The sequence below is a fragment of the Chitinophaga terrae (ex Kim and Jung 2007) genome (assembly GCF_900107795.1).
GTDB classification, from domain to species: domain Bacteria; phylum Bacteroidota; class Bacteroidia; order Chitinophagales; family Chitinophagaceae; genus Chitinophaga; species Chitinophaga terrae.
Window position 1 is genome coordinate 259,795 of the sequence record NZ_FNRL01000002.1, and the last position, 12,723, is coordinate 272,517.

Here is a 12,723-nt window from a genome sequence, read left to right on the forward strand (position 1 = left end):
TCTATTCTCTCCCAGCGTATAAAAGGAAAATCGCCGGTCTCTTATGAAGGTCCGGCGATTGTTTTTTCCAATCCCGGATACTTTTTGTTTTGATGAATTCAGTAGGTCCTGTAATGTCAACGGCTATGCAAAGCTGCGTATATTCCTTACAGTTATCTAGTATATCTTTCAGCAGTTGATTGTTACGATAGGGAGCTTCAATAAAGAGTTGCGTTTGCCTTTTTCTTTCAGAATCATGTTCCAGTTCCTTCAGCATTTTCACTCTTTCAGGCGCTTTAACCGGCAGGTAGCCAACAAACTGGAAATTCTGTCCATTCATGCCGCTGGCCATTAATGCGAGCAGGATAGAGCTGGGCCCTACCATCGGGATAACAGGCGCATTGATACTATGCGCAGCTTTTACAACAAGGTTGCCTGGGTCGGCAATGGCCGGTACGCCGGCTTCGCTCATCACCCCGATGTCTTTTCCTTCTGTGAGAAGTTTTTTTGCCAGGGCGATGTCGGGCGCCTGGTGCTCGTTCATGGGAACAAGCAGGAGATTGTCTATATTGATCTGCTTGTCCAGCGCTTTCAGGTACCTGCGGGCAGTTCTTTCGTTCTCTACAAAGAATACCGTCAGTTGCTGCGCGATGGCAGTTACATAAGCGGGGATGGCAAATAATGTATCCGGGCTTAAAACGGTAGGAATTAAATATACGCTTCCGGTCTCCTTGCTCATTATCGCAATCTTTTATCCTGTAAATCGATAGTAGCAGCTATTACCGCGTAAGAGGGAGCCAGCATCCAGCCTATAACGGGGAGCAACATGAAAATATAGAACACCATTCCATTGCCAAGAGCCATACCCCTGTGCTGCCGGATGAAGCTGATGCTTTGCGACATATTCAGCCGGTGTCTTTCGCAGCTGTAATCCATCATCGCGAACCCATAGAAATATGATTCAATAAAGAAACCGATCATCGGCGTAAGCCATCCAACAACCGGGATAAACGATACCAGCAGCAAGGCCAGTATTGCGCCGGTCTGGTAAACGATATTCCTGCACGACATTTTAATGCCACGCATAATATCCTGGCCCAGTTGCGACCAGCTGAATGGAAATTCTTTATGTTCAAGTATCGCTTCTGTTTTTTCGGACAGGTAAGAAAAAACAGGCGATGCGACTATGAGAAACAAATATTTGAAATAGGAGAAATACCAGTAAACAAATATCACCTGCACAGAAAAGCCTACCAGGATAAAAAGAAAACTTACCCAGCTGCTTTCCAGGTCCTGCACCCAGTCGGTAATATGTAAAAGCCTGGTCAGCCACTCCACAAAAGCGCCGGAATAACCCCAAACGAAATAAAAGCCCAGTATAAACAGTATGCAGTAAATTATGCCGGGGATGAGTATCCATTTCCATAATTTATGCTTCATAATGAATTGATGGGCCTTCCCGTATGACTGAATAGCCGACAGTACTTCTCTGAATGAAAACAACGCCTCTACGATTTTAGTGTGACGGAATTAATTTTGTTCACGGTTAAAGAAGTTGCAAACTAAGGAAAGTATTACGAAATACGAATAAAGAATACAGATTTTACTGTATTCTTTCCTACTAAACCCCTATGTTGTATGAGCTAGAACCTGGGGCAAAGTGTTTTATACTTGTTGTTCTCGTTCTTGGTGCGGATGTAAATAACAGAGATCTCCACACCTCCGCGGTAGTTGGATGCAGGTTTTAAAGTAGATACGTTGGTATCGTAAGTCAGGCCGATCTGGAATCCTTTAATTTCCAGTCCCACATACGGAATAACCGCATCTTTCAACCGGTACCAGCTGCCCAGGTAAAAAGTGGTAGGGTTATCGTCCATATCGTTCAGCATAAATCCGTAAGCTCCGCCGAATGTGAATTCGCTGGCCGTGCTTTGCTTCATGTACAGAACACTTCCGTGAAACCTGTCGCCACGCCCGTTTACAGGAACAGAGCCGCCGCCATGAACAGTCCAGCGATAGCTTAATCGATTCTGTGTCAGGTTCATGAACGACTCGGTAGGCTGGGTAATATGGTAATAGGAGGCGCCCAGGTAAATGTTCGACGATTCTCCTATTAACCCGTTATACAGGATGCCGATATTAGGATCGAAGTACGAGATCTTCGGGTTTACCAATGTTTCGTTACTGGGAATGGCCGGATTATAGCCATTGTTATCTATCTGGTTTTCAAACTGCAACTTGGTATTGTCTATTCTCTTCTGTACAAAAGTACCCTGTAACCCGATGGCCAGCGTATGATTGCCTTCAGGGTCAAGTCCTTTGTGGTACGCAGTGCTGGCAGAAAGGTAGGTAGAAGTTAACGCTCCGCCTCCTGTTCTGTCGTACATCGCCATCAATCCTACTCCCCAGATATCCGTATACGAGATCACGTTTTTCAGGATACCAAAATCCACAGCCATTGTTCCGGTTACAAAAGGAGAAGATATGCTACGCCATTGAGAACGATAGTTGCCCGATATGCGGTAATCGCCGGAAAATAAACCTGTAAAAGCTGGGTTAAGGGTGAGCGGTGAAGCAAAAAACTGGGAAAAGTGCGGATCCTGGGCCCGCAAAGGATTAAAATAAAGTAATATGGTCAAGAATAGTAAAGCTCTTTTCATAGTGTTCTAGCTTAAAAAAAGCATCATAGGTATATGCTGGTGAAGGTACGTTAATTAAATCATATCTCAAATAAAAATCATGTATTGTATCATCTATGCAATAAAAAACGGATAGCAATTTCGTATCAAAAGATACGGAATCACTATCCGAAAACGTTATTTTTTTATTATTGTTGTAATTTATTTCCAAAAGCCAGGTCTCCGGCATCTCCAAGGCCCGGAACAATGTACCCCTTCGCAGTCAGTTCATCATCAATATCACCGGCCCAGATGGTAATAGGAGACTTAGTATTCCTAAGTACATATTCAATCCCTACGGTGCAGGCAATGGCCACTACCAGGTGAATATGGCTGGGCTTGCCAATTTCTTCCAGGTGCTCAATGGTTTTAACCAGTGATGCGCCGGTTGCCAGCATCGGATCAGAAAGTATAAGTACTTGTCCGTCAATCGAAGGAGTGCTTACATATTCGAGGCTGATGTCGAACGAGCCGTCATGATTATGTTTGCGGTAGGCGGAAATAAAAGCATGGTCAGCTTTATCGAAATAGTGCAACACGCCCTGGTGCAGCGCCAGGCCGGCCCGTAAAATAGTAGCCAGTACAGGCTGCGATTTCAGAACCCGGCAGGTAGCGATACCCAGCGGGGTAGTTACCTCCTTATCTTCGTAATCCAATGTTTTGCTGATCTCGTACGCAGCCACTTCACCAACCCTTTCCATATTGCGCCGGAAACGCATACGATCCTGCTGTACGTCAATACTTCTTATTTCACTTAACCATTCTCCAACCAATGAATTGGTTTCACTGAGATTAATAATCATGAGCGATTTATTTGGGTCGCAAAATACCGAAAAATTTATGGAATTGGGCCGCCGGCTGGCAGCTTAAAAGTTAATAATTTACCTTTGCTCAAATTTTTTAAGCAGATGGTTTATAATGTGATCGGCACTATGTCGGGCAGTTCATTGGATGGATTGGATATAGTATTTGCAGTTCTTACTGAAATAAGAGGGCAGTGGACCTACGAGATCAAGGCAGCGGAAAGCATTCCCTACGAACCTGCCCTGAAGGCTCAACTGGCAGATGCAGTTAACCTGCCGGCCAGGGATTACCTGCTGCTGCATACAGCTTATGGCCATTATACAGGCCAGCAGATACTCGCTTTTATCGAACGTCATCAACTGGATCATAAAGTACATTTTATTGCCTCTCACGGCCATACAACTTTTCATATCCCTTCCCAAAAAATGACGGCGCAACTCGGAGATGGAGCCGCTATCACAGCGGTTACCGGCTTGCCGGTGATCACCGATCTCAGGTCTGTGGATGTAGCCCTCGGCGGACAGGGGGCGCCACTGGTGCCAATAGGCGAAAAATTCCTGCTTGCAGGACATCAATTTTACCTGAACCTGGGCGGAATCGCGAATATCTCTGCAGTAGGCAACGATTATATTGCGTTTGATGTGTGCCCTGCCAACAGGGTGTTAGACAGCCTGGCAGCAGGCCTGAACCGCCCATACGATGACGGGGGCGCACTGGCAGCGGGGGGAACAATAGATAACGCATTGCTGGAACAGTTGAATAACCTGCCATATTATTCAGCTCCTTCTCCTAAATCATTAGCCAACGATTTCGGTACTGATATCGTACTGCCGCTGATCAATGAACTGAAAATTTCTGTTCAGGGCAAGTTAAGGACCTATACGGAACATATTGCCCGGCAAATTGCCAATGCAGCCGGCGCTTTGAAAGGAGAGAATACCGAAACTTCCAGCATGCTGGTAACAGGTGGAGGAGCTTTTAATACCTTCCTGGTAACCAGGTTGAAAGAACTGCTGACGCCATTGAACATTACGGTAGAAGTACCGGATGCGCAGCTGATTAAATTTAAAGAGGCGCTTATTATGGCGTTCATAGGTACTTTGCGCTGGAGACAGGAAGAAAATGTAATGGACTCTGTTACAGGAGCTTCTGCCAGCTCTGTTAACGGGGCTCTTTGGATAAGCAAATAAAATCACATTACTGTGATCACGCAGGTGATCACAGTAATTTAAACTGGTCGCCGTCGAAAAGGCCCAGATCACTCAGTTTTAAATGTGGGATCACCAGCAACGCCATAAACGACAATGTCATGAAAGGCGCGCCCAGCTTCGAGCCCATTGCTTTGGCCGCATGATCTAACCGGCTGTATTGTTCAGCTATCGTATATCCGTCCAGGTTACTCATTAATCCTGCCACGGGGAGTGCCAATACCTGCGTACCTGTACCGGTGGCCACGCTTATGCCGCCCCGTTCCCTTATCACTGCATTTACTGCCGCTGCGATCAGCTCATCGCTGGTTCCCACTGCAATGATATTATGGCTGTCGTGCGCTACCGAGGAAGCAATAGCGCCTTCCTGCAGGCCGAATCCTGTTATGAATGAAACGGCGGGGGGAGCTGGGTTATAACGGTTCACCACTACCAGCTTCAGGATATCATCTGCCAGGTTGGGCTGCACAAAACCGTTTTCCACAGGCAGGGTGCCGTCGATAGCATTAGTGATCAGTTCACCATCTATTGCTTCAATTATTTTTACTGTTGCTTTATCATCCGCAGGTACTGCGAAATCAGCTGGCGTTACTTCGTTGGCTGTAAAGTTATTAACAGGAGTGGCGGCTACAGATTGGATCAGGGTATGGCCGTTTTCAGCCACTTTAAGCCCGCCGATATAGGTAGCCAGCACATTGAAGTTTTGAAGATCGTCTACTACGATAAAATCTGCCAGGTCATTTTCTCTCAGCAACCCGTTAGGCAACCTGTAATGCAATACAGGGTTTATGCAGGCGGCACGGAGAATGTTGAACAGGTTAATCCCTTTGTCCAGCGCCCGTTTTACCAGGAGGTTAATATGTCCTTCCACGAGGCTGTCGGGATGTTTGTCGTCGCTGCAGAACATCACCTTTTCTGCATGTTCGTGCAGCAGGGGATACAGTGCTTCAAAGTTCCTGGCGGCGCTGCCCTCACGGATGAGGATATGCATATTGTACTGCATTTTTTCCAATGCTTCTTCTAGTGTAAAGCATTCATGGTCGGTGCTTATGCCAGCCTCGGCGTATGCTTTGGCCGCAGCGCCCCTGAGCCCGGGGGCATGCCCGTCTACAGGTTTATTCACTGCTTTTGCCGCTGCAATTTTTGCCATTACTTCCGGGTTGTGATCTAGCACTCCGGGGAAATTCATCATTTCAGAAAGGTAGCCGATATCCGGGCGTTGCAGCAGCCTGGCAACAGCGTTTGCATCCAATGCAGCGCCGGCTGTTTCGAAAGTAGTGGCCGGAACGCAGCTGGGAGCGCCGAAACAGAACCTGAAAGGCGCCTGTTTGCCGTTTTGCAGCATGAATTCAACGCCTGCTTCACCCATTACATTGGCGATTTCATGAGGATCGCTTACCGTGGCTACCGTACCATGAACAACGGCCAGCCTGGCAAATTCGGAAGGTATGAGCATGGAGCTTTCTACATGCACATGTGCATCAGTAAAGCCCGGTAAAATATAATGATCATATGGCTGTGCATCGCGGGTTATCTTCGTGATCCTGCCATCTGTAATATGAAGGGTAGCGGGGTAGATGTCTTTAGCGAATATATCTACCAGGTTGCCTGAAATGTTGAAAGTATTCATGCTGTAAAGCTAACGAATCCTGATCTATTGATACAGGGCTGCCATTGCTTTTGCTTCTTCAGCTACTTTCTCTGCCAGGTGTGCCGGAGCCAGTACTTTTACCTGGGCGCCATAGCTTAACAGGGTCATGATCAGTTCGGGATTGATCACAACGTTGAGGGATACACGACATTCGTCCGGCGTATCTTCAACGATCTGCTGGGAAGTATGTATAGGTTGTGATTTTACGTATTTGCCCTGCCTTGGGGTAAAGCTGAGCAGTACATTTTCAGGATCGGCATCGTGTACCGTGATCCCGATAGCATGTTTGAAATAGCTGGCATCGTCAAAATTCTGTTCATCAAAGAATTTGTTGGTTGGCCATAGCTTTACCACCCTGTCGAGTGCAAAAGTGAGTACGGCATTTCGTTTCTGGCTTTTGCCGATGAGGTAAAAGCGGTGTTGGTATTCCCGTAAATGATAGGGCTCTACCCAGTGTTCATTAGGCTTATCCCTATCGAAACTCTGGTAGGCGAGGCGTATTACTTCCAGGTTTTTGATGGCGTCAACAATTTCCGGGATAAATTCGGCGCCTTTATACTGTGAGCTGCGGGTAAATTTTATTAATCCTTTATGTTGCAGCGCTTCCCTGTTTGTTTTCAGGCTGGCGGCTATTTTCAGGATAGCGTCTTCAAACTGCCTGATGACAGGAAGGCTGCGGAATTGTTCCAGGATGCCGATAGCAATTTCCAATCCCTGCAGGTCAGCTTCTTCAATAGGAGAGTTGTTGATGGAGAAACTCTCGTCGGCATACCTGTAGGTACCGCTGCTGCGGTCGTAAACGATGGGCGCCATGTAATTCAATTCAGGATCATGACGCATATCCTGGATGTCTTTCTGAATAGTGCGTACAGATACATCTACCCCCATTTTATCGGAAACATATTCTATGAGGTTCTCAAGGGTGGGTTTAGGTTTCTGCTTACTGCGCAGGCGTTCGTCGATCCACCGGTAGCGTGACACCGCGTCTTTATTCTTTGGCAAAAGATAAAATTTAGGTCATAAAAATACATATTTCCCTCTTTTATGGGGGTCATTAAAAAAATTTAAAACAAATATTCACTACGCAAATTCTATGCGTGGAGGCCGGATACTTTTGTATTGTTCTTAAACGTAATGGTTATGAATAAGCTACATACAACTGCGGCAAATATGCAGGTACAAGCCATTTCAATTGGCCAGATAATTTTAGACGATTCCAATTATTTGACCCTTTGGGGAAAGGTGTTGCAGGCCGACGGCGCCTGGAAAACCTGCGACCTGGTTACGACCTACGAAGTAATGAACACGATGCTGCGTTTCAGTTTAGACAAACATGAAGCTGTGCAGATGAGCATTGTGCATAAACTGGAAACCATGTGCAGGGTGCCGGATATCATTGACCTGGAAGCAGAACTAGGCAACCCGGTGGTATTTGATAACCTGGTTTTCCAACTGCAAAGCCCGGCGGGCGATTTAGACGCTTATACAGAGGACCTGTGTTATTTCATTGAAAGTGTTGCCGCTTGCCCGGCAATGCCTGCAAAGGAAGAAACCTGCGCCCTGAACGATAAAGCGGCGGCCATCGACTACGGTGTAAAGCTGCTTGCTGATACCTATAACCTATACCTGGGATACGTGGAGGTGGAACTGGAGGAAGGAGTAGCCAGGCTAAAGGCCGGCCTGGAAGACGATAACCGCTTCAGTATGGCTTATTATGCCTGGCAATTTTATACCTCTAAAGGTTAAGCCCCTTGTATCCATTTTCCTGACATCCTTGTTGTTAACCCCCTGATTTTATCCATTGATAACCCTTGCCTATTGTTTGTTTATTAACCTACCTGTTGTTTGTTGACCCCGATTAATCAGCCTAAAGGTTCCTGGTAAAGCCACAGGAACCTTTAGCCTTTTTGAGGCTTTATCGCATTCCCGGGCGCCTGAAAATCCATATTTCTTAAAAATTTCCCTCTCTCTTGGAAAGTATAGCGGAGCAAGTTGCCTCTAAGACCCGTTACCAGGCTATTTCAAGGCGATTTTTTCCCCTGTATATTAAAAAACGATGAAAAAGTAAAAAAAAAGCCCAAAAGTCTATAAATCTTGTAGGAAAATGCTATTTTTGATTCTCTAAAACCGCAAAACCATGAGTTTAAGACTTGGCGATATAGCACCCAATTTCAAAGCGAATACCTCTTTAGGGGAGATTGATTTTTACGAATACCTTGGAGACGGTTGGGGAATACTCTTTTCACACCCGGCAGATTTCACTCCGGTTTGTACTACAGAGCTGGGAAAAACAGCTTTATTGAAAGATGAGTTTGCGAAACGTAACACTAAAGTGTTGGCTGTCAGCGTTGATCCGGTTGATAAACACTTAAGCTGGATAAACGATATCAACGAAACTCAGAATTGTGACGTAACTTTTCCTATTATTGCAGACGAAAATAGAACAGTGGCTAATTTGTATGATATGATCCATCCAAATGCCTCTGAAACATTTACTGTTCGTTCACTGTTTATTATCGGGCCAGACAAGAAGATTAAACTGATTATCACTTACCCGGCTTCTACTGGCAGAAACTTCCATGAAGTACTGCGCGTGCTGGATTCACTGCAATTAACTGCACAATACAGCGTAGCTACCCCGGCAGACTGGAAAGATGGTGAAGACGTAATCGTTACCGCTGCAGTGCCAACGGCTGATATTCCGGCACGTTTTCCAAAAGGGCACAAGATCATTAAGCCTTATTTGAGAACAACGCCTCAGCCTAACAAATAGCTGATAAAGCCTTAACGGGCTATTATATAAAATTTTTTTTAATGGTTGGTTTTTGATTTTTACGAAACGGGGATTTCTCCCCGTTTTTTTATTTCACGCAAAGGCGCGAAGGAGGCTAAGAGACGTAAGATTTTTTAAGAGATATAAGATTTATAAGAAAAAGAGAGGGGAAGACTGTTTGCATACAATCTTCCCCTCTCTTTTTCTTTAATATCTCTTAAAATATCTCTTAAAATATCCCTTAAAATATCCCTTAAAATATCCCTTAAAATATCTTATGTCCCTTATTAAAAATATCTTACGTCTCTTAGCCTTCTTGGCCGCTTTGCGTGAAACTCTTCCCCTTGTGTTTGCGCAACTGTGTTAATACGGCTGCCATGTCTTTCGGCAATGGAGCCTCGATGGTATATTCCTGGCCGTCGGGTCCTTTAAACATCAGCGTTGAAGCGTGCAATGCCAGCCTGCTTAACAACGGGCGTTCCTCTTCTGTATGTTTTCCCAGCTTGAATTTCTTCTTGATGGCAGAGAGGCGGATAGGTTCGGCGCTGCCATAAAGTTCATCTACCGCAATGGGGTGCCCCAGGAATTTCATGTGAACCCTGATCTGGTGGGTACGACCCGTGTGGATCTGCATCCTGACGAGGCTATACAGTCCGAATTCTTCCTGTACTTCATAATCGGTCGACGACGCCTTGCCCTTGCGGTTGGTTACCATCTTGCCTTTCTGAACCGGGTGCTCCATTATTCCTTCGCTCACATTTCCCTGTTTGGTGGCCAATTCTCCACTTACAATGCCCAGGTAAAATTTCTTTACATCTCTGCTTTCAAAAAGCTGGGAAAAATATTTATGAGCCGCTTCTGTTCTGGCAAAAAGGATAATGCCACTGGTATCGCGGTCTAAGCGGTGAACAGTATAGATCTCGCCATACGCTTTTTTCATGATAGCGATCAGCGAAGTAAGTTCGTTATCATGGCGGTCTGGCAAGGTCAGTACGCCAGATGGTTTGTTGACTACTACAAAATCGGGTGTCTCAAGTATAATATGTTCAGCTAAACGCATCCGGGATTATAGATTGGTTTTGAAATGTTTCAGTACTATCACTTCCTTTTCTGTCAGGAAGCGCCACTGGCCGCGGTTCAAGTTCTTTTTCGTCAGGCCTGCATACATAACCCTGTCCAGTTTCTCTACTGTATAACCCAGGTGCTCGAAAATACGGCGTACGATGCGGTTTTTGCCGCTATGGATCTCGATACCCAGCTGCTTTTTGTCGCGCGGATCTACATATCCCAGGGCATCTACCACTGCTACTCCATCTTCCAGGGTAACGCCGGCCAGGATCTTGTCGAAGTCCGTTTTGGTAAGCGGTTTATCCAGTTCTACCTGGTAAATTTTCTTAATATTATGTTTAGGATGAGCAAGACGTTGGGCTAATTCTCCATCGTTGGTGAGCAGCAGGAGGCCTGAAGTATTGCGGTCGAGGCGGCCCACTGGGTATACGCGCTCGTTTTCCGCAGCTTCCTCTATCAGGTCCATTACCGTTTTGCGGCCTTCCGGATCGTCGGTAGTGGTGATATATCCTTTAGGTTTATTCAGGAGGATGTAGACCAGGTTCTTGGTTGGCGTGATCCGTTTTTGCTGCATGGTTACCACGTCCTGGGCAGTTACCTTTGTAGCCGGTTCAAACACCACGGCGCCGTTCACGCTGATCTTTCCTTCTTTGATATAATCAACGGCTTTCCTGCGGGAGCAAAGACCACAGTGCGCAACAAACTTGTTCAGCGGCATTTCGCCGGGTCCGAAACTGCTTTGTTTAGGCTCTTTTGCCGGTTTAGCGCCTGAAGTTTCTGTTTTCCGCTGGATCTTCCTTTCCTGTTTGTCTGCAAAGCGTTCGTTGGCTTTATCAAAAAATTTCTGGCGGTTAAAGCCGCTTGGAGTTTCTTTTCCTCCTTTTTTGCTATCGCCGTGGAAATGGAAAGCGCTGTCGTCGTTGCCGTTTTTATAGGTACGCTTGCGCAGCGGGCGATCGCCTGCAGACTCGCCCTGTTGTTTATCGAACTTGCTTCTGAAAGCTGGTTTATCGTCGGTTTTCCTTGGTTTGTTGCCAAATCCGCCGGTTCTTTCCTGGTCGCCCGGTTGTTTGTCGAACTTATTTATGAACGCTGGCTTGTCGTCAGCTTTCCTGGATTTATTGTCTGGTTTGTCGAAACCTCCGGCGCCTTTATCAAATGATTTTCCGCCGAACTTGCGTTCTCTCTTGAAAGGCGAGGAAGATTGATCATCTTTTGCAGTGGTCTTTTCACCCTGGTCTTTGCCGGTGAAAGGACGATTGCGGGAGCCTGCCGGTTTGTTGCCGTTACCAAATTTCTTGTCCCTGGCGGGGCCACTTCCCTTCTTAGCAGGTAAATTCTTCTTCATAATGTATTATAGATTAGTTGATCATGAACACATGATCTTGTTGTATTAGTGTTGTTGAATTAACCTTTGTTGGCTAATTGTCCGCATGCGGCGTCTATATCTTTCCCCCTGCTTCTTCTCAACCGGGCATTTACTTTATTCTTAGCCAGGTACTCCATAAATTCTTCAGCCGTTTGTGCATCAGGTTTCCTGAAGAGCGCCATATCAATAGGGTTATATTCTATGATATTCACCAGGTCGGCAGGTACCTGCCGGTAGATCCTGATCAGCTCATCAGCGTCGGCTTTGCTGTCGTTAAAATCTTTGAAAAGGATATATTCGAAGGAGATCTCGTTGCCTGTTTCTTTGTAGAAGTAGTTCAATGCGGCGATCAGTTCTTTCAGGTTGTTGGAATCGTTGATCGGCATGATCTCGCTGCGTTTTTTATCATTTGCGGCATGCAGTGAAAGGGCAAGGTTGAAGCGTACTTTATCGTCGCCCAGCTGGCGGATCATTTTAGCTACTCCTGCCGTTGAAACGGTGATGCGTTTCGGCGACATAGCCAGGCCATCCGGTGCGGTGATCCTTTCTATCGCTTTCAATACGTTTTTATAGTTGAGCAGGGGTTCGCCCATTCCCATAAAAACAATATTTGTTAATTTTTTACCATAAGATTCCTGGGCCTGCTGGTTGATCAGGGCTACTTCGTCAAAAATCTCATCGTATTCCAGGTTGCGTTTACGGTCCATATAACCCGTGGCGCAGAATTTACAGCTGAGGCTGCAACCTACCTGGCTGGATACACAGGCTGTTTGCCGGCTGTCGGTAGGAATTAATACTCCCTCGACCAGGTGATTGTCGTGCAGGCGGAAACGGCTTTTGATAGTACCATCGTTACTCTGCTGTATGGCATCCACTTTCACTGCAGGCAATACGAAGTGTTCGGAAAGCTTGGCTCTCAAGTCTTTAGAGAGGTTGGTCATATCGTCGAAGCTTTGTGCATGACGTTGCCAGATCCATTCGTACACTTGCTTGGCCCTGAAGGCTTTTTCGCCTATAGAACCGAAATATTCTTGTAATGCAGGTAAAGTAAGATGTCGGATATTTTGATTGTCAGATTTCATTATTGACCGTTAAATGAGCAATTGGCTGCCTTACGGCAGTCGGAAGTAGCTGCAAAGATACGTTGTTTCTTGCAAGCCACAAAGTTATGCACATCCCGGAGGGCGGGAAGG

12 protein-coding genes are annotated in these 12,723 nt (G+C 46.0%); 3 read left to right on the forward strand and 9 right to left on the reverse strand.

Features of this window, described 5'->3' with window-relative positions; all coding sequences use genetic code 11:
- Window position 1: 1 nt before the first annotated feature.
- From BLV62_RS03195 to upp, 4 genes are all read right to left on the reverse strand, one after another.
- Window positions 2-718 carry an SAM-dependent methyltransferase gene (locus BLV62_RS03195; protein ID WP_089758635.1) on the reverse strand — a complete coding sequence of 239 codons (717 nt, stop codon included), beginning with the start codon at window positions 716-718 and terminating at the stop codon, window positions 2-4.
- The gene (locus BLV62_RS03200) at window positions 718-1,482 is read right to left on the reverse strand and encodes an EI24 domain-containing protein (protein WP_089758637.1); all 765 of its coding nucleotides are present in this window, start codon (window positions 1,480-1,482) and stop codon (window positions 718-720) included. Before BLV62_RS03200 ends, BLV62_RS03195 begins: the two co-directional genes overlap by 1 nt.
- Window positions 1,483-1,622: 140 nt before the next feature.
- Window positions 1,623-2,639, reverse strand: a complete 1,017-nt coding sequence (locus tag BLV62_RS03205) for a PorP/SprF family type IX secretion system membrane protein (protein ID WP_089758639.1) — start codon at window positions 2,637-2,639, stop codon at window positions 1,623-1,625.
- 167 nt (window positions 2,640-2,806) lie between these two features.
- Window positions 2,807-3,460, reverse strand: coding sequence for a uracil phosphoribosyltransferase (gene upp, locus BLV62_RS03210; protein ID WP_089758641.1), 654 nt, complete (start codon window positions 3,458-3,460; stop codon window positions 2,807-2,809).
- 105 nt (window positions 3,461-3,565) lie between these two features.
- On the opposite strand from upp, the gene BLV62_RS03215 reads away from it, so the two are divergent.
- Window positions 3,566-4,651 (forward strand): anhydro-N-acetylmuramic acid kinase, encoded by a 1,086-nt coding sequence (locus tag BLV62_RS03215; protein WP_089758643.1) that lies wholly within the window; start codon window positions 3,566-3,568, stop codon window positions 4,649-4,651.
- Between the two features lie 28 nt (window positions 4,652-4,679).
- On the opposite strand, the gene ade is transcribed toward BLV62_RS03215, so the two are convergent.
- Both ade and BLV62_RS03225 read right to left on the reverse strand, forming a co-directional pair.
- Entirely contained in the window at window positions 4,680-6,299 is a 1,620-nt protein-coding gene (ade, locus tag BLV62_RS03220) for an adenine deaminase (protein ID WP_089758645.1), read from the reverse strand.
- Between the two features lie 24 nt (window positions 6,300-6,323).
- Window positions 6,324-7,322 (reverse strand): helix-turn-helix transcriptional regulator, encoded by a 999-nt coding sequence (locus tag BLV62_RS03225; protein WP_089758647.1) that lies wholly within the window; start codon window positions 7,320-7,322, stop codon window positions 6,324-6,326.
- A gap of 138 nt (window positions 7,323-7,460) precedes the next feature.
- Between BLV62_RS03225 and BLV62_RS03230 the strand changes: the two genes are divergently transcribed.
- Window positions 7,461-8,066, forward strand: a complete 606-nt coding sequence (locus BLV62_RS03230; RefSeq protein WP_139169901.1) for a hypothetical protein — start codon at window positions 7,461-7,463, stop codon at window positions 8,064-8,066.
- A 391-nt stretch (window positions 8,067-8,457) separates the two neighbouring features.
- Window positions 8,458-9,093: a peroxiredoxin gene (locus BLV62_RS03235; protein WP_089758651.1), complete on the forward strand. Its 636-nt coding sequence runs from the start codon at window positions 8,458-8,460 to the stop codon at window positions 9,091-9,093.
- 307 nt (window positions 9,094-9,400) lie between these two features.
- Here the strand turns inward: BLV62_RS03235 and BLV62_RS03240 are convergent, their stop codons facing one another.
- From BLV62_RS03240 to rlmN, 3 genes are read right to left on the reverse strand one after another with little or no spacing between them, the layout of a single operon-like run.
- Window positions 9,401-10,153, reverse strand: a complete 753-nt coding sequence (locus BLV62_RS03240) for an RluA family pseudouridine synthase (RefSeq protein ID WP_089758653.1) — start codon at window positions 10,151-10,153, stop codon at window positions 9,401-9,403.
- A 6-nt stretch (window positions 10,154-10,159) separates the two neighbouring features.
- The gene (locus BLV62_RS28750) at window positions 10,160-11,509 is read right to left on the reverse strand and encodes a pseudouridine synthase (RefSeq protein WP_089758655.1); all 1,350 of its coding nucleotides are present in this window, start codon (window positions 11,507-11,509) and stop codon (window positions 10,160-10,162) included.
- 59 nt (window positions 11,510-11,568) lie between these two features.
- The gene (rlmN, locus tag BLV62_RS03250) at window positions 11,569-12,612 is read right to left on the reverse strand and encodes a dual-specificity RNA methyltransferase RlmN (RefSeq protein ID WP_089758657.1); all 1,044 of its coding nucleotides are present in this window, start codon (window positions 12,610-12,612) and stop codon (window positions 11,569-11,571) included.
- Window positions 12,613-12,723: the final 111 nt, after the last annotated feature.